The organism is Alcanivorax sp. IL3 (genome assembly GCF_047495465.1).
GTDB lineage: Bacteria > Pseudomonadota > Gammaproteobacteria > Pseudomonadales > Alcanivoracaceae > Alcanivorax > Alcanivorax jadensis.
Genome location: NZ_CP179931.1, coordinates 3,459,246 through 3,478,962 on the forward strand (window position 1 = coordinate 3,459,246; position 19,717 = coordinate 3,478,962).

Annotated in this window: 19 protein-coding genes; 7 read left to right on the plus strand and 12 right to left on the minus strand. The window is 58.7% G+C overall.

The window, feature by feature from the left end; all coding sequences use genetic code 11:
* Positions 1–11 precede the first annotated feature (11 nt).
* The 3 genes from ACMG4M_RS16115 to ACMG4M_RS16125 form a co-directional block, all read right to left on the minus strand.
* Entirely contained in the window at positions 12–1,220 is a 1,209-nt protein-coding gene (locus ACMG4M_RS16115; RefSeq protein ID WP_232222153.1) for an efflux RND transporter periplasmic adaptor subunit, read from the minus strand.
* Between the two features lie 142 nt (positions 1,221–1,362).
* Positions 1,363–2,544, minus strand: coding sequence for a TolC family protein (locus tag ACMG4M_RS16120; RefSeq protein WP_414430424.1), 1,182 nt, complete (start codon positions 2,542–2,544; stop codon positions 1,363–1,365).
* A 117-nt stretch (positions 2,545–2,661) separates the two neighbouring features.
* Positions 2,662–2,955 (minus strand): hypothetical protein, encoded by a 294-nt coding sequence (locus tag ACMG4M_RS16125; protein WP_035250560.1) that lies wholly within the window; start codon positions 2,953–2,955, stop codon positions 2,662–2,664.
* Positions 2,956–3,093: 138 nt separating this feature from the next.
* On the opposite strand from ACMG4M_RS16125, the gene ACMG4M_RS16130 reads away from it, so the two are divergent.
* The 4 genes from ACMG4M_RS16130 to ACMG4M_RS16145 all read left to right on the plus strand — a co-directional run bounded on the left by ACMG4M_RS16130 (position 3,094) and on the right by ACMG4M_RS16145 (position 6,321).
* The gene (locus tag ACMG4M_RS16130; RefSeq protein WP_035250562.1) at positions 3,094–3,516 is read left to right on the plus strand and encodes a PaaI family thioesterase; all 423 of its coding nucleotides are present in this window, start codon (positions 3,094–3,096) and stop codon (positions 3,514–3,516) included.
* 191 nt (positions 3,517–3,707) lie between these two features.
* Entirely contained in the window at positions 3,708–4,157 is a 450-nt protein-coding gene (locus ACMG4M_RS16135) for a response regulator (RefSeq protein WP_035250564.1), read from the plus strand.
* 45 nt (positions 4,158–4,202) lie between these two features.
* Complete coding sequence (locus ACMG4M_RS16140) at positions 4,203–5,648, plus strand: ATP-binding protein (protein WP_349380415.1); 1,446 nt, start codon at positions 4,203–4,205, stop codon at positions 5,646–5,648.
* Positions 5,638–6,321, plus strand: a complete 684-nt coding sequence (locus ACMG4M_RS16145) for a DUF6901 family protein (RefSeq protein ID WP_035250567.1) — start codon at positions 5,638–5,640, stop codon at positions 6,319–6,321. Before ACMG4M_RS16140 ends, ACMG4M_RS16145 begins: the two co-directional genes overlap by 11 nt.
* Before the next feature lie 26 nt (positions 6,322–6,347).
* Here ACMG4M_RS16145 and ACMG4M_RS16150 read toward each other — a convergent pair whose 3' ends face one another.
* Complete coding sequence (locus ACMG4M_RS16150; protein ID WP_232222155.1) at positions 6,348–7,409, minus strand: transporter substrate-binding domain-containing protein; 1,062 nt, start codon at positions 7,407–7,409, stop codon at positions 6,348–6,350.
* A gap of 131 nt (positions 7,410–7,540) precedes the next feature.
* On the opposite strand from ACMG4M_RS16150, the gene ACMG4M_RS16155 reads away from it, so the two are divergent.
* Positions 7,541–7,909 carry a hypothetical protein gene (locus tag ACMG4M_RS16155; protein WP_414430425.1) on the plus strand — a complete coding sequence of 123 codons (369 nt, stop codon included), beginning with the start codon at positions 7,541–7,543 and terminating at the stop codon, positions 7,907–7,909.
* 321 nt (positions 7,910–8,230) lie between these two features.
* Here the strand turns inward: ACMG4M_RS16155 and ACMG4M_RS16160 are convergent, their stop codons facing one another.
* Together ACMG4M_RS16160 and ACMG4M_RS16165 are read right to left on the minus strand one after the other, a co-directional pair.
* The gene (locus tag ACMG4M_RS16160; RefSeq protein ID WP_035250574.1) at positions 8,231–11,308 is read right to left on the minus strand and encodes an efflux RND transporter permease subunit; all 3,078 of its coding nucleotides are present in this window, start codon (positions 11,306–11,308) and stop codon (positions 8,231–8,233) included.
* 12 nt (positions 11,309–11,320) lie between these two features.
* Positions 11,321–12,481, minus strand: a complete 1,161-nt coding sequence (locus ACMG4M_RS16165; RefSeq protein ID WP_035250576.1) for an efflux RND transporter periplasmic adaptor subunit — start codon at positions 12,479–12,481, stop codon at positions 11,321–11,323.
* Between the two features lie 123 nt (positions 12,482–12,604).
* Between ACMG4M_RS16165 and ACMG4M_RS16170 the strand changes: the two genes are divergently transcribed.
* Positions 12,605–13,252 carry a TetR/AcrR family transcriptional regulator gene (locus ACMG4M_RS16170; protein WP_035250578.1) on the plus strand — a complete coding sequence of 216 codons (648 nt, stop codon included), beginning with the start codon at positions 12,605–12,607 and terminating at the stop codon, positions 13,250–13,252.
* A gap of 210 nt (positions 13,253–13,462) precedes the next feature.
* On the opposite strand, the gene ACMG4M_RS16175 is transcribed toward ACMG4M_RS16170, so the two are convergent.
* From ACMG4M_RS16175 to ACMG4M_RS16200, 6 genes are all read right to left on the minus strand, one after another.
* Positions 13,463–14,143: an outer membrane beta-barrel protein gene (locus ACMG4M_RS16175; RefSeq protein WP_035250579.1), complete on the minus strand. Its 681-nt coding sequence runs from the start codon at positions 14,141–14,143 to the stop codon at positions 13,463–13,465.
* A 154-nt stretch (positions 14,144–14,297) separates the two neighbouring features.
* The gene (locus tag ACMG4M_RS16180) at positions 14,298–14,549 is read right to left on the minus strand and encodes a hypothetical protein (protein ID WP_349380410.1); all 252 of its coding nucleotides are present in this window, start codon (positions 14,547–14,549) and stop codon (positions 14,298–14,300) included.
* Positions 14,539–15,906: a cell envelope integrity protein CreD gene (gene creD / locus ACMG4M_RS16185; protein ID WP_035250584.1), complete on the minus strand. Its 1,368-nt coding sequence runs from the start codon at positions 15,904–15,906 to the stop codon at positions 14,539–14,541. The genes ACMG4M_RS16180 and creD overlap by 11 nt, the downstream gene beginning before the upstream one ends.
* Positions 15,907–16,281: 375 nt before the next feature.
* Positions 16,282–17,697: a two-component system sensor histidine kinase CreC gene (creC, locus tag ACMG4M_RS16190; protein ID WP_349380409.1), complete on the minus strand. Its 1,416-nt coding sequence runs from the start codon at positions 17,695–17,697 to the stop codon at positions 16,282–16,284.
* Between the two features lie 6 nt (positions 17,698–17,703).
* Positions 17,704–18,366 carry a two-component system response regulator CreB gene (gene creB / locus ACMG4M_RS16195; protein WP_156964928.1) on the minus strand — a complete coding sequence of 221 codons (663 nt, stop codon included), beginning with the start codon at positions 18,364–18,366 and terminating at the stop codon, positions 17,704–17,706.
* 87 nt (positions 18,367–18,453) lie between these two features.
* Entirely contained in the window at positions 18,454–18,897 is a 444-nt protein-coding gene (locus ACMG4M_RS16200; RefSeq protein WP_084573540.1) for a GAF domain-containing protein, read from the minus strand.
* A 120-nt stretch (positions 18,898–19,017) separates the two neighbouring features.
* Here ACMG4M_RS16200 and ACMG4M_RS16205 point away from each other — a divergent pair, with 120 nt between their 5' ends.
* Positions 19,018–19,635: a TetR/AcrR family transcriptional regulator gene (locus ACMG4M_RS16205; RefSeq protein WP_035250594.1), complete on the plus strand. Its 618-nt coding sequence runs from the start codon at positions 19,018–19,020 to the stop codon at positions 19,633–19,635.
* The last annotated feature ends 82 nt before the right edge of the window (positions 19,636–19,717 follow it).

The window sequence follows — 19,717 nt, forward strand, 5'->3', positions numbered from 1 at the left end:
GACGGTGATCCTCAGTGATTGTGAATATCGAAACCGGACTTGGCCATTTCACTGGCCAGGAAAAAGGCACCACGGGTGACCACGCGTGTGCCCGGTTTCATGCCAGTGACGATGCGGCGGTTTTCCAGTTGGCCGTTGAGTTGGATTTCCACGGGTTTGTAGTAACCCGGCTCTTCTTCCACGAACAGTTGCCAGTCGCCATCGGCGCTTCGAGTGAGCGCCTCTTCGGGCACGGTGAGCGCATTGTTGGGAGCAGCCAACGACAACGCCACATCGGCGAACATGCCCGGGTGCAACAGGTGGCCGGCATTGGGGATGGCCACGCGTACGGACAGGGTGCGGGTGACCGGGTTCAGGCGGTGGCCGGATTGGATCACTTGGCCGTCCACGGTGGTGTCACCCACAATGACCCGCGCCGGGGTGCCGGTGGCGATCTGCAGACCCGGCGTGGGAGGCAGCGCCGCTTCTGCCCACAGTTCGGATTCATCCACCAGGGTCACCAGGGCGCTGCCGGCGGTGAGCCACTGGCCTTGCTGAAAAGCATCTTCCAGCACCAGGCCGTCATCCGGGGCGGTGAGAGTGTAGACGCCCTTTTCGCTTTTGCCGGCTTCGATGGCAGCGATGGCTTCGTTATCCAGGCCATAGCCTTTAGCGCGGGCGCGCAGGGCCTGATAGTCGCCACGGGCATCCAGGTAACGCTGGTTGCCCACGGTGCGACGGCCCAGATTGTTGACCCGCCGCCAGGCATCGGCGGCCACCTGCAAATCACTTTGCAATTGCGCCATGGCCGGGCTGAACAGGGTGGCGATGGGCTCGCCCTTTTCCATGTGCTGACCCAGGGTAGCGCTGCGCGATTGCACCTGGGAGTCGATGCGTACCGGTACTACCCAGGTGCGATACTGGTTGCTGATAATTTCTGCCGGGACGGTCAGGGTCCGGGTGGCGTTGGGTTCCGGCTGCAGGGTGATGACCTGCAGGTTCAGCATGTTCTGCTGTTCGGTGGTTAGCTCCAGGACCGTTTCTTCCTCATGGGTATCTTCGGAGGCATCACCGTGGTCATGGCTATCGTGGCCGGCATTGTCGTCCGGTGCCAGTTGCTGGGCATGCTGCTGTGTTTCGTTGCTTTCGTTGTGGGCATGGGCGTGGTTTTCTTCGCCCCAGGCGGGGAGAGATAACGTCGCCAGCAGCGCTATCGCCAATGGCTTTTTCTGAAGTTTCATTTTGATTTTCATAAAATTTCCAATTTTTTTGTAGGAGCGCCGTTAAGGGCGCGAAGAAGTTGGCACCGCTTGTCGCAGAAACCATTCGCGCCTCAAGTGGCGCTCCTACAGCAATTGTTAAGGTCAGTCGTAACCTGATGGATTAGTTCGCCAGCTGATTCAGCCAGTCGTTGAGCTGGGCACTTTCCCGGAGCCATCGGACCCAAGCCTGTTGCATGGCTTCGCGCAGGGCGATACCGGACAGGCGGGTATCGAGACGCTGGTTAAGGGCCTGCAGGTAGTTCTGGGTGGTGAGCTCGCCTTGTTGCCAGACCCTTTCCAGCAGTGCGTCGCTGCGGGCCAGGGTGTCGCCGGTCAGTTGCTGCCAGGTTTGCCAGCGCTCACGACGCTGCTGGTAATCGCGCAGGGCACCGTCCAGGCGGGCGGCGATATCGGCGCGGGTTTTCTCCAGCAGGGCACGGCGGGCGTCGCTGTCGGCCAAGGCGGCCTGGTAGCCGGCTTTGCCGGTATTGAACAGTTTCAGGGGCAGGCTGATGTCCACGCCCCACAGGTTATCGTCGCCTTCCTTGCCGACACTGACACCCAGGGTGGGATCGGCCCGGCGCTGCCGGCCCGCCACGGTGGCGTCCTGCTCGGCCAGCGCCAGCTGCTGCTGGGCCAGACGCAGATCGAAGCTGGCCGGCAAGCGTTGTGAGGCATCGGTACTGACGGCAACCGCCTGCCAATGGCGAGCCGCCGGTAGAGGTTGGCCCGGCTGGGCACTGGCCAACACCTGCCGCAGCCGGGTGGCGGCAGCGGTGGCGTCACTTTCCGCTTGCGCCAGGGTCTGCTGGGCCTGGGCCAGCGATAGCCAGGCCAGCTGTGCATCCACCTGCCCCAGGTCACCGGCCTGTTCGCGGCGGCGTATCAGCTCGCTGAGTGCAGACAGCTGCTGTTCCTGTTGTCGGGTGGCCGCCAGGCGGGTACGGGCGGCATCGAATGCCACCAGGGCATTGAGGCTGTCGGCCAGCAGGCTGGCGCGGGCCTTATCGGCGCGCAGTTGTGCCAGGGTGTCGCGTACCACTACCGCATCGCGGCGGGCGCGGGCCTTGCCGGACCAGTCCAGGGTCTGGCTGAGGCCCACGGTTCTGGTGGTGTCGGCACTGTCTTCATAGCCGATGTTCAGTTCCGGGTTATAGAGCGGCTGGGCCGCATCGCGGTTTTCCGCCATCCAGCGCTCCTGCTCGGCATTGATGGCCCGACTGGCGGGCAGGCGGTTGAGTTGTTGCTGCAGCCAGCCGGCCCACTGGCCGGGGGTGTTTCTGCCTGCGCGCCGGTGGCGCATAGCAGCAGTAGCAGTGCGCAACGGCGCACTACTGCGGACAGACTTTCCATGGGAAAGCTCCTGATCGATTATCCGAAATCTGTCGCGCTCAGGCGCGACACGGGGTCGGGAAAACGATCAGGCGATGGGAGGGCGGAACGGATTGTCAGCCGGGGCATCCGGCAAGGGAGGGCGCAGCGCCAGCACCCGGGCCGGCGGTGCGGGCAACCGTGCGGGGGCGCAATCCGCGCTGGCCATGAAACCATGGCACTGGCAGCAGTGATCACCACCGGCATCGAGCACATCCAGCTGAGCGGGAGCGGCGTCGAGCTGCTCCATGGCCACGTCGGCATCGTGCTCATGATGCATGGCATCAAGCACCAGCACGTGTGTGCAGATGATCAGCAACAATGTCCAGACCAGTGCTTTCATGGTGCCAGCCGTGGGTTAAGGGGGTTCTACTCTGCTAATAGTGAAGACCCCGGTCAAGGGATTTAGTTTCATTCGGTCATTCACAGCCCGCATCGCACGAGGCAGAGTAATAGCCCCCTTTACCTGACGAGAGAGACCATGAGCCGCCTGGAAGAAGTCCATGATTCCGTTCTTGCCCACCCCCTGCATAGCGCCTGCGAGCTGGAATTGCTGAGCGCCGGCGAAGGCCGCAGCGAGGTGCGTTTTGCGGTGAACGATTTCACTGCCAATCCCATGGGCGCCCTTCACGGCGGCATTGTCTATGCACTGATGGACGTGGCCTGTTTTTTTGCGGTGGTGCCGTCGCTGTCCGAAGATCAGCAGCCAGTCACCGTCGAAACGCACAGCAGCGTCCTGCGTGCCGCCATGAAGGGCGAAAGTGTGGTCATCCGCGCCCGGCTGGATCGACTGGGCCGCACCCTGGCAGCCATGCGCGCGGAAGCCCTGGCGGTGAATGCCAGCGGCGAAGAGCGGCTGATTGCCACCGGCTCGGTGACCAAGGCCATTACCACTGTCCGCTAGCGACGATTTTCCGAAATCGGGACATCCCTGACCAACGGCAGAACAGGCAGCATGACTGGGACACAGCACGGCCTGCCATCAATTGTCAGCACCGACACCGGCGAGTATCGTCAAAGATGACGGCCCGGCGCAGCCTCCCCCAATGCATTATTTAGCACTGCGCCCACAAGGCCAAGGATGAGGATCGCGATATGTATCAGGTCATGCTTGTCGATGATGAGGATTACATCCTCAAGGCCCTGAAGCGCACCATCAACGCGTACACCGACTGGGACGTGGAAACCTACCAGGATCCACGAGAAGCCTTACGTCGGGCACGCACTACCGTTTTTGACGCGGTCATTACCGATTACATGATGCCGGAGATCAACGGCCTGGAGCTGTTGCAGGAACTGCGCGATATCCAGCCGGATACCATCCGCATCCTGCTCACTGGCGTGATTGATATTGAAACCGTCATGTCCGCTATCAACAAGGCCGGCGCATTCCGTTTTATTCCCAAACCCTGGGATGACGAACAACTACTCGACAATATTCGTGAAGGACTGAAGTTCCGGGATATTCTTCTGGAAAATCGCATCCTGGCGGAAACCGTTCGCGAACAGAAAAAAACCCTGCGCAGTCTTGGCTATGAAAGCTGATCACGGCTAGCCAAATACGGGAAGGCGTTTTCCATGGAAAGCATCATGAACAAAACCGATATCGGTTTCGGCATGGAGGCACAAGGACTGTTCCTGGTCTCCTCCACTGTCATTCTCCTTATCATTATCTTCTTTCTCTATAAAACCTATCGCACTTCCATCAATGTGGAAGCCAAGCTGTCCGAGTTCGCCTCCCTGACAGACAACCGTTTCGGGCGCAAAATGCATCTGATCGAGGTCAATGCGGACGAATACAAGCTCAACAAAAGTTTGCTTGGGCCTCTGGCACGTATCATTGATGAATACTGTGTGCTGACCACAGACAGCCAGGGCACCATCACGTTTGCCAATGGCAAGTTCCTGTCACTCAGCGGCCATACCTTTTCCCATCTGGTCAGCAAAAACGAAAGCATCAATCATCCACAAGGCCATGACAGCTGCCTCCCCATCATGCAGTGCAAGCATGCGGAGAACGGTGTCTGGAATGGCGAGGTCTGCAATCAGCGCGCGGATGGCAGCCTTTACTGGATGAACATGTTCCTGTTCCCGCTTTCCTATATTTCGGATGAGGACGATGGCTACATTTACTTCGGCACGAACATTACCGATATCAAGACAGAGAACAATCAGCTGATCCAGGAGGTCAAGGAGAAGGACCAGAAACTAAGCCATGTGGAAACCATGCTACTGCACTCTGAAAAAATGGCATCCCTGGGCACTATCTCTGCGGGCATTGCTCATGAAATCAACAACCCGATTGCCATGCTGTCATCCAACCTGAATCGCTCTCGGGAATATATGGATGCCATGTCGAAAGTGATCAGCGGTCTGCAGAAACGCATCAGCGAAGAGAAATTCGAGCAGTTTCTTCAGGCTGAGACCAAACTGAAAATTGATCACAAGAAACTTCGCTTTATTCTGGAAGACCACCCCGCGCTGATTGATGAAACCAGCGAGGGCATTGAGCGCATCAAGCAGATCATCCGCGACTTGAAAAACTTCTCTCACAATCAGCCGGAATTCTTTTCACCTACCAACATTGCCACCTGCATCGCCACGTCGCTGAATCTGGCCAAGCACGAGCTGAAAAACCGTATCAATGTCACCCATACCAACCTGGAAACCCTGCCATTGATTCCTGGCTCGGAAAGCCAGCTTTCACAGGTTTTCATGAACCTGTTCGTGAATGCGGCACAGGCTATAGAGGGCAAAGGCACCATCACCATTACCGCGGACTATGACGATCAGTGGTGCACCTTGAAGGTGGCCGATGACGGGCCCGGCATAGCCAGCGAGACGCTGGAGCAGATCTTCGAGCCTTTCTACACCACCAAACCCATCGGCAAGGGAACCGGGCTGGGGCTGTCGATTTGTCATGACATCATTCGCCATCATGGCGGCGCCATGACCGTGGAAAGCCACCCCGGCACGGGCACGACGTTCTTTATCAAGCTGCCACTGAAACAGTCTGAAAAAGTTCATGCAGCCTGATTATGCGTACACCCTCACCACACCGGAAGGCGGGCAGCAACGCATTGCCATCGAGCTCGTCGATGACACCATTGCCATACCGGACAGTTTCACCCCGCCTGCATGGGCAGAGCTGACTTACCATCAGTGCAGCCACTGCCCGCTGGAAAAAGAGACGCATCGCTATTGCCCCATCGCGCTCAACCTGGCTTTTCTGCTGCCGGAGTCGGCGCTGGGTGACTCTTTTCAGCCGGTTTCCGTGCAGGTGGAGACGCCACAGCGGCAGTACAATCAGACCAGCACTCTACAGCGGGCGCTCAGCTCTCTGTTTGGTCTGATTTGCGGTCTCAGCGACTGCCCACACACGCGTTTTCTGCGCCCGATGGCCAGATTCCATCTACCGCTCAGCAATCAAACGGAGACCCTGGTGCGCACCGCCAGCTTGTATCTGCTACAGCAGTATATGAATGGCCATCAGGAGAACGACAAGTCACTGGCAGATCTCAACGCGCGCTACGCAGCGCTCAACGAGTTGAACCGTTGCTTTACCAAACGTTTGCGCGGCAAACGTCAGTCCGATGCGCCCATCAATGCCCTAATACTGCTACACGTGACGGCCCGGGAAATGCATTGGAATCTGGAGGAGGAACTGGCAAGCCTGGCGCCGCTGTTTGGTGATGACAGCGACGCCTGAAGCTTGTTAGTGACGGGGGCTCAGGACTACTGGTCTGCACCAAGATAACGATTCAGCACCAGCCGCCAGTCCTGAGAAGGCACGATATCAAGCATGGCCTGATCAATAGGTTCACGCAGCTGGCTGCCATTCGCCACCGCGAACGCATAGCTTTCCTCGCGTACCAGCTTGGGCAACACCAGCACCTGGGAGGTTTCCCGTTCGCGCAACATGTAGCGCATTACCGGGGCATCTGCCACGAGCGCGTCCACCTCACCAAGCACCACCGCACGCATGGCCTTTTCCAGGTTCGGGTATGGGCGGTAGTTGAGCCCTTCGCCCACCAGCCATTGCTCGCCACTGGTGTTTTCCACGACCGCAGTGTCCACCCGGGGCAGATCACCAGCCCCGGCCACCCGGGTCTGCAACTGGTTGACGGTGACGCTGGAGGCGATGGCGGCGGTGAAACCGGAAATGGTGATGATGCTGACGAACATCCACACCAGCCCGATAACGCGCCCGGCGGCACTGACCGGTGCCTTGTCACCATAGCCCACGGTGGTCATGGTCACTGCCGACCACCAGAAGCCGCTGCCGATACCCTGGCCCACGGAACCACCGAACTGTTCCGGGTTTTTCTTGCGTTCAAACAGCCACACCAGCAGCCCTACCAGCAGCAACACCAACCCCAGGGCGAGCACCGCGGAGAAGAACTTCCAGGAAAACAGACCTTGCAGGGTGGTCATCCAGCCGCTGGCTTCGGTGCGCGTGGCAATACCCAGGCCGCCCCGATACATGGGCTGGGTGAAGTCCAGCCGCCGCTCCCGGTCGGCGGTGACACTGATCGCGCCAATGGCCACATCCGCCTGGCCCAGCTCTACCGCTGCCAGCATGTCGGACACCGTCTTGTAGGGGCGGAAGCGGTATTCATAGCCGGCCTGCTCGGCGATCTGTTCCCACAGCTCAACGCTGACACCATCCCAGCGATCACCATTCTGGAAACTGAATGGCGGCGAGGCCTTCACTGCCACAGTGAGTGGTGCGGCACTGGCGCACGCCACCCACATGCACAGGCAAGCCATCAGCAAAACACGTATTCTTGTTCTCACAGAGATCCCTCCATTTCATACACGATGCCATGCCTGACCGACTGACATACCCTATTCTTTTGCTGCTGGCCGGCACGCTGTCTTTATCGCAGGGTAGCGGGGCCCATGGCTTTCTGCCAGACGAGATCCCCATGGCGGCGGGCACGGCACTGCGAAACCCGGTGGATTTACCTATCCTGGCGGCGAGTTTTTACAATTCCTGGACGCCAGCCCGCCTCGAGATCCCGCATCAACACAGTGTGCGGTTAAGCCTGACAAACCTCAGTGATGATTGGCACCTGTTTGCTCTGGGAGATGACACTGCCCTGCGCGATCAGGATCTGATCCACAAGCTGATGCCCGATCTGCGCAAGGATTACCCCAACACGCGCCTGAGCGAGCCGGGCACGACGGTAACCTTGCCATGGCGATTTGACCGGGCAGGAACCTTCACCCTCCGTTGTGTGAGGGCGGCACATCAGGTTCGGAGCGAGGCGCTGACTATCGAGGTTGCACCGTGATAACCCAGTTGCGAGAGATGAGGAGCGAGGAGCGAAAACCTGACTTCGCAACTTGCAGATTTTGACTTTCGAAACTCGCTTCTCGTGACTCGCCACCGTTGGGTGATCGCGCCGCGAGCGGCGCTCCTACAGGGGTGAACCCTGACTGATTGCGTAGGGTGCACTGAGCCTAAGGCGAACTGCACCGTTCGGGCGTTTGATGGTGCAGTTCGCCCTAGGCTCAGTGCACCCTACCTTTTGAAAAACCGTGGGCATTTGCGCCACAAAAAAAAGCCCCGGAAGAACCGGGGCAAGGGGAAGCCGGTGATGACCGGCATTTCATCAGCGTTCGTTGTGTGTAACAGGGGCGTGCTCTTCCTTGACGCGGAACCAGGCGGCATAGAGTGCCGGCAGAAACAGCAGGGTCAATGCTGTTGCCACGATCAGCCCACCCATGATGGCTACTGCCATGGGGCCGAAGAAAACGCTGCGTGACAGCGGAATCATGGCCAGTACAGCGGTCAGGGCAGTCAGCACGATAGGACGGAAGCGGCGGACGGTGGATTCGATGATGGCATCCCAGGTGCTGAGCCCCTGGTCCATGTCCTGGCCAATCTGGTCCACCAGAATCACCGCATTGCGCATGATCATGCCAGCCAACGCAATGGTGCCGAGCATGGCCACAAAACCGAACGGCTTCTGGAAAATCAGCAGGAAGAAGGTCACCCCGATCAACCCCAGCGGTGCGGTGATAAACACCATTAGCGATAACGGCATGCTGCGCAGTTGCAGCATCAGCAAAGTGATCACCACAAGGATGAATAACGGCATACCGGCATTCACTGATTTCTGCCCGCGAGCGGATTCCTCCACGGTGCCGCCCACTTCCAGCAGGTAGCCCGGTGGCAGATCGGCACGTACCCCTTCCAGTTGCGGCATGATCTGGCTGACCAGGGTGGCCGGCAGGGCATCGTCCTTCACGTCGGCGAGAATGGTCACCGTCGGGAGACGGTCGCGATGCCAGATAATGCCTTCCTCGAAACCGTACTCCAGGGTGGCAATCTGGTTCAGCGGTACGCTGCGGCCGCTGTCGGTCTGTACCGCCAGGTTGCCGAGCAGTCCCAGGGCATGGCGTTCGTGGCTGTCGCCGCGCACTTCCACATTGATCAGCTCGTTATCTTCCCGGTACTGACTCACTGCCACACCCGACAGGGAAGCCTGCAGGGCAGTGGAGAGCTCTGCAGTCGTGATGCCCAGCGTTCGTGCACGATTCTGGTCCACGTTCAGGCGCACCACCTTGCTGGGTTCTTCCCAATCCAGATGCACGTTCTGGGTGTGAGGATTATCGCGGACATGTTCTGCCACCCGCCGGGCCAGTTCACGAACCTGGGGAATGTGCTCCCCGGAGACCCGGAACTGCAATGGATAGCCCACCGGAGGCCCGTTTTCCAGCCGCGCCACACGGGTACGGACCATGGGGAAATCCCGGTTAAGGATCTCTTCCAACCAATCCATTACCTGTTCCCGCTCCTCGATATTGCGCGTCAGAATAACGAACTGGGCCACCGAAGCCGCCGGCAGTTTCTGGTCCAGGGACAGGTAATAACGGGGGGAACCACTGCCCATGTAACCCACGTAGTTTTCTATCAACTCGTTCTCAGCAAGCATGGCTTCCAGACGCAAGGCTTGCTCCTGGGTGGCGGTGAGCGAGGCACCCTCCTCCAGCTTCATGTCTACCATCAGTTCCAGCCGACTGGACGACGGGAAGAATTGCTGGGGCACCAGGCTGAACAACAGTAGGGAAAACACGAAGATCCCCACGGTCAGACCGATAACGGTTTTGCGGTAGCGCACGCACCACTCCACCACGTTACGAAAGCGCTGGTAGAAGGGTTTCTGATAAGGGTCGTGCACGTCGCCACTGGCATCGCGTTTTGCCAGGTTCGGCAGCAGCTTCTCACCCAGATAGGGCACAAATACCACCGCCGTAATCCAGGAAGCCAGCAGCGCAATGGTCACCACCTGAAAAATCGAGCGGGTGTATTCCCCGGTGCTGGATTGTGCGGTGGCAATAGGCAGAAAGCCGGCAGCGGTAATCAGGGTGCCGGTGAGCATGGGAAAGGCGGTACTTTTCCAGGCAAAACCAGCGGCCTTGATACGGCTGAAGCCCTGCTCCATTTTAATCGCCATCATTTCCACGGCGATGATGGCGTCATCCACCATCAGGCCCAGCGCCAACACCAACGCGCCCAGAGAAATCTTGTGCAGGCCGATGTCGAAATACTTCATCGACACGAACGTCATGGCCAACACCAGCGGGATGGACAGGGCCACTACCATGCCGGTACGCCACCCTAGCGAGAAAAAACTCACCAGCAGCACGATCACCAACGCTTCTATCAGTACCTGAACAAATTCACCGACGCCGGCTTCCACCGCCGCCGGCTGGTCGGAGACCTTGCGAAGCTCCATACCCAGCGGCAACGATAGCTGTAGTTCCCGGAAAGCCTGGTCCAGATTTTCGCCGAGGGCGAGTATGTCGCCGCCTTCTTTCATGGACACGGCAATACCAATGGCATTCTCGCCCATGAATCGCATGCGCGGCTGGGGCGGATCGCTGAAACCACGATAAACGGAGGCAATATCACCCAGTTTGATGGTGCGGTTGTCCACCTGGATGGGGAAGTGACGAATGTCTTCCACGCTGGTGAATTCTCCAGACACCCGCAGGCGCACCCGACTGCTTGGGGTTTCAAAGAAACCCGCGTCGGCCACCGCATTCTGCGACTGCAACGCCTGCTGCACGGTGACCAGGGGAATGCCCAGGGACGCCAGCTTGGTGTTGGAAATTTCCACCCAGATCTTTTCGTCCTGCAGGCCGACCAGCTCCACCTTGCCCACATCGTCCACCCGCTGCAGGGCCAGCTGCAGGCGGTCGGCGTAGTCTTTCATGATGGCGTAGTCGAAACCCGGGCCGGTGAGGGCGTAAATATTGCCGAAGGTGGTGCCGAATTCGTCGTTAAAGAAAGGCCCGCGCGCATCCTGGGGCAGGGTATGGCGAATATCACCCACCTTCTTGCGCACCTGGTACCACAGGTCCTTGATCTCCTTGGAGCGCATTTCGTCACGAGCCATAAACATGACCAGCGACTCACCCGGGCGGGAGTAGGACGTGATGCGCTCGAAGTCACCGGTTTCCATCAACTTCTTTTCGATACGCTCAGTGATCTGCCGGGAGACTTCTTCAGCGCTGGCGCCGGGCCACTGGGTATTGATGGTCATCAGCTTGAAGGTGAACGGCGGGTCTTCGCTCTGCCCCAGGCTGGCATAGGAGATCGCTCCCATGACGCCGAGAAGAAGCATGGCGTAGAGCACCAGAGCGCGGTTCTTCAGCGCCCATTCCGAGAGATTGAATGACATGGTGGTACTCCCCTATTCGCTCTCGGTCTCGGCGTCGACATCCGTTTCCGGGCCAGCCGAGTCAGCACTCGCCAGCTCGATCTGTCGGTTCTGGCGATCCACGGGGATCACCGTTTGCCCTTCACGCAACAGATGGGTGCCTGCCGCTACCACCCAGGCATCCGCCGACAAGCCGGACAGTACCGGTACGGTTTCCGCGCTATAGGGGCCGGTTTCCACGGGGGTTTTCACCAGCGAGGTGTCATCGGGATTCACCACCCACACATAGCGCTGGTCCCCTTCCGCAGTGACGGCCGGCAGGGGGAGGGTGAGCACGCCATTACCGGCAACACCACTTGCCACCACCCGTGCCGACTGGCCCAGGTCTGCGCCCACATCATCGTTGTCGAAGGCCACCCGGGCTTCAAAGGTCCGCGAACGCGGGTCCGCCGACGGGGACAGCTCCCGCAGGGTGCCGGGGAACACCTTGCCCTTGCGTGACCACAGCTCGATAGCCACCGGCATGCCGATCACGAAACGACCTACGTCCTGCTCCGGCAGGTCGATACGCACTTCCCGGTCTCCATCGACCGCCAGCACAAACACTGGCTGCCCGGCAGCGACCACCTGGCCGGCTTCCGCCCGGCGCTGGGCGATCACCCCATCCTGGGGCGCTTGCAAGGTGGCGTAGTCAGTCTGGTTGCGGGCCACATTCAGGTTGGCGCGGGCCTGGCGCAACTGAGCCTGGGCTGCATCGAAACGACTCTCTACCGCATCGTACTGGGAGCGGCTGATGACCTGGCGTTCCAGCAGCGCCTGATGGCGATCCAGCTCGGTGCGGGCCAGCTTGTGGTCCGCCTGGGCGGAGGCAAAACGGGCACGGGCCGCATCCAGCTGCAGGTTCACATCATCGGTATCGAGGGTGGCCAGCACATCGCCCTTGCTGACGCGATCGCCCACATCCACCTTGCGCTGGCTGATCTTGCCGGCAATACGAAAGCCCAGCTCCGGCTCGTAGCGGGCGCGGACTTCGCCGGGGAAAACATCCTGACTGGCCCCGGCGGTCAGCGGCTGGACCACCAGCGCCGGACGCGGCGCTTCGGTTTTCCCTGACTCTGCATCGGAGCAACCCTGCAGGCCGAGAGCCCCCACGGCTCCGACAATCAGCCCCGATATCAACAATGAACGAAACATGGCAGCTACCCTCTAGCCTTGCTAACCCGTGTATACCTCGAAAGCCACCGACGGCGACCTTTCCAGTATGCTATACTGTCCGGTATAGTAATTTTATTAAACTGAACCGTCCAGTATTGAAATATGACCGAGATGACAGACACCTCAGCCCCTGCCGCCCGTGGCCGCCCCAAGGATCCAGCCAAGCGTGCTGCCATTCTGAATTCCGCCAAGAAACTCTTTGTTTCCCAGGGGTTTGCCGGCACAAGCATGGATGCGGTGGCCAAGGAGGCCCAAGTCTCCAAACTGACGGTTTATAGCCATTTCAGCGACAAGGAAACGTTATTTTCCGCGGCTATCGAAGCGAAATGCCAGAATATGCTGCCGGTGCCGATCTTTGAGCTGGACGAAAACCAGCCTCTACGCACTACCCTCACCAAGATCGGCCTGGCTTTTCTCGAGCTGATCCACAGCCCGGATGTCGTGGCGCTGCAACGGCTGATGAACAGTCAGGCTACCCAGGACCCGGAAATGTCCCGGTTGTTTTTCGAGGCGGGCCCGCTACGCACCCTCACCGCCATGGAAAATCTGATCCGCAGCGCCAATGCCTCCGGTCAGCTTGACGTCAGTGACCCCAAGCAGGCATCGGAAAACTTCTTTGCCCTGTTGCAGGGCTGCCAGCACATGCGGGTGATGATCGGCTATCAGCCGCCGATGACTGCCAGCGAAGCTCAGCCCCATGCGGAACAGGTGGTGAGTTTGTTTTTGCAGGCGTACGGGACAGGCAGTTAAGAGTTAGTAGTTCGCGGAATGGTCCCTGCTGGCACTGAAAACAAAGAGGCCGCGTTCCTGGATGGAGCGCGGCCTCTTTTTTAAAACCAAAAAGACACTCGATCACTAAACTGGTGAAATAAAATTATCCGTTGAATGATAAAGATAGAAGTATTTTTCCTGGAGCAAGAAGAAAAACGGGATCCGAAAGCGGATCCCGGGTCAGGATGATCAGAAGGATTTCCTTACACCAATGGAGAAGTGATCGTAATCCACGTCAACCTTGGTATTGCCAACCTCGGCTTCGTGACTCGCATCCACATAACCCAGCACCAGTTCAGGCGCATCCGGTGCAAATGCAATAGCCACATCCAGACCTAGCAATTCCGGATCAATATCAACACTACCCGGCCCCACGCTAGCATCAGTATCGGTATCGCCCATATTGTACCAAAGGGATGCTGTCACCATATCAAAGTTGGCCCGAGCACCCACTTCAAAGCCGAACCCTTCGCCTGCAAAACTTGTCAGAGTGGGGCGACTAAAGCCTACTGCGCCATAGAGATCCACCACATCGGCAAGCGGAAAATGTGCGCCCACGCCAATAAATGTCATGTCATTTAGCGCAGTATTCTCAACACCGGTAAGACCGGCGCCCTGATCATCGTCATAGTCCAGCGACAGATGTCGCCCCAGGACCATGACATAATCACCCACTTCAAAACCGCCTTGCAGCCCAAAACCCTGCTGAAGGTCTAATGAGTCCGACAATCCTCCACTGCTAACTTCCGAGTCACCGGATACAACATAGTCGAACTGCACGTAATTGAAAGAAGGCGCTTCAGCCATGGCAGTCTGGCTGATGGCACCGGCAAGCGCGGCAATCGCAAACACTGAAATTTTCTTATTCATGACTTTCTCCCTGATTAATAAAAGTGAACCAAGGCCATCCTGAGCCCGTTCATGGACTCCCTTGGTCCGCGTTAAGTAGTAACCCAATTGTAAAAAAACCGCAATATTCACAAGATTGCCTTTGGATCGGCGTTGATTAATGGATTCCTCGTTATCAAAAGGGCCCAACAGGCCTATGCAAACCACAACCTTGAGAGTGATTGAGTGCTTTCAGCATTTCCCTGCCGCGTCTGCGTGCGCCCAGCTGCCACCAGATAAGGCCCAGCCACAACAACGCATCCCTGTCCTCAACATTACTGGCCAAGGCCTGCTGGGACAGGCGCAGAGCCCGTTCCAGCAAGCCGCGGCGAAGAGCGGGGAAACGTCGGCTGGCACGCAGTAAGCGTGCAATGCGGCTACTGCTCATGCCGATCATCCTGGTCGCTTTTTGCTTTCGCCATGGCCTTGCCGGGGACGGCAAAGGCATACCAGTCAAGGTTTCGGGTAACGACCATAACCAGGGTCAGGGCAGCAAACAGCAACAGGGCACCGAGTAACAGGGCATAGTCTTCCGCCATCAGGATGCCGTAGATCAGGCCCTGCACCAGCAGCAAACTGATGGCAAAGATCCAGCCTGCTTTCGGTGATCGCAGTACGGCCATCAGGTAGACGCCGATCAGGGCACAGCAGGATAGCGCCGCCACCAGGTAGGCCAGGGCAAAATCAATATGCTCGCTTAACGCCACCAGCAACAGATAGAACATGGCCAGCGCCAGCCCCACCAACAGGTACTGCATGGCGTGTAACGGGTAGCGGCGCAATATTTCGAACAGGAAAAAGGCAGCAAACGTCAGCCCGACAATCAGGTAGCTGTACTTCAAGGCCCGCTCGCTCGACAGCAAACCGGTTACCGGCTGCACCAGTCTTACCCGGAGTGCCTGACTGGCATCACCGCAGGCACCGTCACCCCGGGCACAGAGAATGGCACTGGCCGCTGCCAGGCTGTTGGTGCGCCACTGGCTGGTGAAGCCGTCCGCATTGATCTCTCTTTCTACCGGTAATACCAGCCCTTCGAAGCTGGGATGCGGCCAGTCTGCGCGCAAGCCGATGCGGGTTTCCTTGGCCAGCGGCAAGGCAGCCAAGGATTCCGTACCGTTCAGGTTCAGGCGCACCTTGACGGTAAAGGCACCGGCCAGTTCATCGGGCAATTGCACTGCCACCGCGTTCGCGCCCAGCCCCGACGGCAACTGTTCGGTTTCCACCAATGGCAGAGGCACATCGTTAACCAGAATTTGCGGACGCTCCACCAGACCACGCAGATCACTGATCTGCAGCACCAGCAACGATGGCCGCGACGCCAAGACTTGCTCCGGCTGTTTGATTTTCTGCCAATTGGCCGGAAACACCGCTTCCAGATGTAACAGGCTGCGATAGACCGGCGTTCCGTAGATGCCCCGGTAACGCATCTGCGTCTGTAGCTGGCCATCCACATTCAGCACATCGGGAATCTGGCTTTCCAGTACGGTGCGTTTTTCCACCACGGTACAGCTGTCGCCGCGACGACAGTCCGCCTTCTCCACCAGTTGTTTGCGAACCCGCTGGGTCACAATCACCGGGCCACTGATCTGCTGCTCGCCACTGACCTGCCGGGCGATTTGTTGTTTTACCTGCCAGGCTTCCTGGCTGCGGTCGATAACCTTGTCCTGGATCATCAACAGGGGGATCACCAGCACCAGGAGCAGGCCGGCAATGGTGAGCATCTTCAATAACAGGTTGGGTCGCATGGTTCCTCTCCCTCATATGGAGAGGCCAGTGTGCGAAGTCAGCTTGGGGGTTTTGTGGGGATTGTGTGGGGGAAGATAGCTACAAGCTTCAAACTGCGAGCCACAAAGAGAATCAAATCCAGACCTGGCCGTAGGAGCCCCTCTTGAGGGGCCAAATAGAATGCAATGGAAGCGCCAAGCAGGTGCCCGTCTATTCTGTGAAGAGCTGTCGAGCGATAAAAGCGCCTGATCGTCCTGCGGGCGATTTCCGCACAAGCGCGGTTCGCGGCTCAAGCGCCGCTCCTACGAATATCCCCTGTAGGAGTCTACTTGCAGACGAATCGGGTGTTCTCTGCGATCAAAGTGGTTCGCTTGCAAGCAAGCCCCTAGAGGAGGTTAGTGCTCCTGTTGGGGGATGGTCAGGGTGGAGCGGACGCCGTTGTCGGTGTTGGCCAGTGCCAGACTGCCGCCGTGCAGGCTGGCGATTTCGTTCACCATGGCCAGGCCCAGGCCGGAGCTTTTGTCGTGGCCTGGGGCGGGCAGGGAGTAAAAGCGTTCGGTAACGCGGTCCAGGGCGTAGTCGGGGATGGCCGGGCCGATGTTTTCCACGGTCAGGGCGTTGCCTTCAACGTGTACTGTGAGTGTGGTTTCCGCATTGGCAAAACGCAGGGCGTTGTCCAGCAGGTTGAACAACGCTAACGTCAGCGTTTCCTCTTCCGCTTGCAGAGTGCCGTCGTTGACACTGACGTGCAGATGTTTGTCCGCTAACAACGCATAGCGGCTGCGCCGCCACTCTTCCACCAGCGTGGCGATATTGACGCGACGCTTGCGGGCCGGCAGGCTTTCCAGTTTTTCCAGCCTGGCCATGGCCAACAACCGATCGAGTAGATCACAAAGCCGCTGACTTTCATGGATCACGTTATCGGTGAAACGCGTCAGTGACGGGTCGCTGATTTCATCGTGGAGAATTTCCCCGGCACCGCGAATGGCCGCCAGCGGGCTTTTCATTTCATGGGTCAGCAGGCTCACGTTATCTTCCAATCGCGCCCGCTCTTCCAGGCGACGCCGCATGGCGGTAACCGCATGCGCCAGATCACGGATTTCATCGCTACCCCGAAACACTGGCGGCGCCGGGCGTTCGTTGTTGGCCACCGCCTCCGCATAACGGCGCAAGCGATTGACCCGACGGCTTAGCCACCAGGCCAGCAGCACACCTACCACCAGACAGCCGAACAGGGCCAGACCGCCATACAGTATCAGATGACGCTCTGCCTGCTGCACAAAAGGCTCGATGGCCCGGCCCGGTTTGCCCAGGCTGATCACGCCGACCAGGCTGCCGCCATCGCGGATCGGCGCGGCCACATACATCACCGAGGTGGATGGGTCCTCAGGGTCCGTGCGGGTGGTGCGCGCTCCGTAGCGCCCCTGCAGGGTCAGGTGCACATCGTTCCAGCGGGAAAAATCCTCGCCTTCATCTTTTCCTCTGGAGTCGAACAGCACCACACCGGTGGGGCCTGTGATATAGATATGGGTATGAATGCGATCTTTTTTCAGACCCCAGATATCCGCATCCGGGGTACGGCCGGCATAACGATTGAGTGCCTGGCGCAGGGACGGGGTAATCACGATCTCGCCGTTATCCGCATCCTCAGCAACGATTTCCGCCAGCAGGTTGGCCGCGTCCACCAGGGTTTCTTCGGCGGACTGGCGCACCAGCGGCTTGGCCTGGCCGAACACCAGATCCAGCACGAACCAGCCCACCAGCCCGAGAATCAGGAAGTAGAACACCAGTAAGCGCTGCCCGAGTTTCATCTGTTTTTAACTCTCAAGGTAGTAGCCGATACCGCGACGGGTGGCGATAAGACTCTCGCCGTCCAGCGGCCGTAATTTCGCGCGCAGGGTCTTGATATGGGTATCCACACTGCGCTCGAAGCTGTCTTCATCGCTGTCGCAGATATCCAGTAACTGCGCGCGGGTGAATACCTGCCCGGGGTGTTTCAGCAGGGCGGAAAGAATACGAAATTCGGAACGGGTCAACGTCAGCGCAGCACCCCGGAACAGGATCCTCGCTGCGGCCTCATCCAGTTGCCACAGACTGGTAGAACTATCATCGGCGCGCGGGGAAAGCCGCTTAAGGATGGCACGGATACGTGCCACCACTTCGCGAGGGCTGAAAGGCTTGATCACGTAATCATCGCCGCCCAGTTCCAGGCCGAGGATACGATCCACTTCATCCTGACGGGCGGTGAGAAACAATACCGGTACCTGGCTGGTTTGCCGCAATTGCTTGAGCACCTCGAAGCCGTTCAGGTCTGGCAGGCCCACGTCAAGCACCACCAGATCAAAGACCTGAGTGACCAGACAATCCAGCGCCTCCTGACCAAGCAGCACATGGTCCACCGCGAAATGTTCGCGCTCCAGCGCAAACATCAATGGCTCCGCGATGCGTGGTTCATCGTCCACAATCAAGATTCGACTCACAGCCACCCCCTCCCAAGACCATCGCATCATAACCACAGAGGACAGTCAGCCCAAGGAAAGGGCGCATGGATCATCACAATGGCGTCATCAGGAGGCCTGTCGGACGGCCAGTTTCAATGCCTCCAGCAGATCCTTGCCGGCACTATGCAGCTCGCGGATATCCTTCAGGAAAAAAGTCTTCTTCGCTTCCGTCTGCACCACCAACACCCCGTAAAGCCGACCGTCTTGTTCCAGGGGAATACCCAAATAACTCTGAAAGCGCTCCTCATCGGAGCCGGTCACATAGTGATATTCAGCGTGGGCCTTGATGTCACGGGCCACCACCGGCCCTCGGCTGCGGGCCACCTTGCCAGTAAGCCCCTGCTGGAAAGAGAGCATGGCGCCCCGCGCTTTCTGGTTGAGGCCACTGGTGGCAACTATCACCAGAATTTCCCGGATCTCATCCGCCTGGTAGAGACTACATACCGGCACATCCAGACGGTTCTTTACCGCATCCACGCGGGCCTGCATAAAATCCGGAGGTAACGACACAAGCGCCCCTTGTATGGCATTGGGAGTTCTCAGTTATCCATTCAATTTGTGTGCCGGTTTCGGTTGCAGGGCGCAGTTCGTTTACACTGTAAGCCCAAACCCCGGCACCGGAGCTCCAGCTTGGCGAAGAAGCCCAAAACCGACGAAGAAATTGCCGCTTTCCGCGACAAGGTCTGTGATGTGGCCACCCGGCTGTTTATCGAGCGGGGGCCGCAGAATGTGACCATGCGTCAGATCGCCAGCACCCTCGGGGTCAGCCCGATGACTCCCTACCGCTATTTCCAGGACAAGGACGAGATCCTTGCCACCGTGCGCGCAGAAGCCTTCCATCGCTTTTCCGCCAACCTGGAACAGGCGGTGCAGCAGGCCCCGGATGCCCGCGCCAAGGCCCGGGCGGTGGGCGATGCCTATGTGGCCTTTGCCAAAACCTACCCGGCGGCCTATCAGCTGATTTTCTCGTTCACCCAACCCGACGAAGAGCGTTACCCGGAGCTGCGTCAGGCCAATCTCCGTGCCCAGGAAACCATGGTGGCCTACGTGCGCGAAATGATTGACGCCGGGCTGCTGGAAGGGGACGCCCAGCTGATCGGCTATATGTTCTGGGCCACCCTGCACGGCATCGTGGTGCTGGAGCTGGCCAGCGGCCTGCGCGGCATGGATGGTGACACCCTGCGCGAGAAAATCATGCGCACCTTGTATGCGGGTATGCGCGTTAATCCCCCTACCCTGGAGCATTGACCGATTCGCTCAGCGGCCTGGGCCGGCAAGACTTGACCTTTAACTTATACAGTGTAAATTTTACAGGGTAAATCAATTATTG

Excerpts from the sequence above, each read along its gene's own strand:
- ACMG4M_RS16140 (WP_349380415.1), top strand. The coding sequence starts at position 4,203 with ATGAACAAAACCGATATCGGTTTCGGCATGGAGGCACAAGGACTGTTC.
- ACMG4M_RS16180 (WP_349380410.1), bottom strand. The coding sequence starts at position 14,549 with ATGAGCAGTAGCCGCATTGCACGCTTACTGCGTGCCAGCCGACGTTTC.
- ACMG4M_RS16125 (WP_035250560.1), bottom strand. The coding sequence starts at position 2,955 with ATGAAAGCACTGGTCTGGACATTGTTGCTGATCATCTGCACACACGTG.
- ACMG4M_RS16120 (WP_414430424.1), bottom strand. The coding sequence starts at position 2,544 with ATGCGCCACCGGCGCGCAGGCAGAAACACCCCCGGCCAGTGGGCCGGC.
- ACMG4M_RS16145 (WP_035250567.1), top strand. The coding sequence starts at position 5,638 with ATGCAGCCTGATTATGCGTACACCCTCACCACACCGGAAGGCGGGCAG.
- ACMG4M_RS16165 (WP_035250576.1), bottom strand. The coding sequence starts at position 12,481 with ATGTTTCGTTCATTGTTGATATCGGGGCTGATTGTCGGAGCCGTGGGG.
- ACMG4M_RS16130 (WP_035250562.1), top strand. The coding sequence starts at position 3,094 with ATGAGCCGCCTGGAAGAAGTCCATGATTCCGTTCTTGCCCACCCCCTG.
- creD (WP_035250584.1), bottom strand. The coding sequence starts at position 15,906 with ATGCGACCCAACCTGTTATTGAAGATGCTCACCATTGCCGGCCTGCTC.
- ACMG4M_RS16115 (WP_232222153.1), bottom strand. The coding sequence starts at position 1,220 with ATGAAACTTCAGAAAAAGCCATTGGCGATAGCGCTGCTGGCGACGTTA.
- ACMG4M_RS16170 (WP_035250578.1), top strand. The coding sequence starts at position 12,605 with ATGACCGAGATGACAGACACCTCAGCCCCTGCCGCCCGTGGCCGCCCC.
- ACMG4M_RS16155 (WP_414430425.1), top strand. The coding sequence starts at position 7,541 with ATGGCGGCGGGCACGGCACTGCGAAACCCGGTGGATTTACCTATCCTG.
- creC (WP_349380409.1), bottom strand. The coding sequence starts at position 17,697 with ATGAAACTCGGGCAGCGCTTACTGGTGTTCTACTTCCTGATTCTCGGG.
- ACMG4M_RS16175 (WP_035250579.1), bottom strand. The coding sequence starts at position 14,143 with ATGAATAAGAAAATTTCAGTGTTTGCGATTGCCGCGCTTGCCGGTGCC.
- ACMG4M_RS16160 (WP_035250574.1), bottom strand. The coding sequence starts at position 11,308 with ATGTCATTCAATCTCTCGGAATGGGCGCTGAAGAACCGCGCTCTGGTG.
- ACMG4M_RS16135 (WP_035250564.1), top strand. The coding sequence starts at position 3,708 with ATGTATCAGGTCATGCTTGTCGATGATGAGGATTACATCCTCAAGGCC.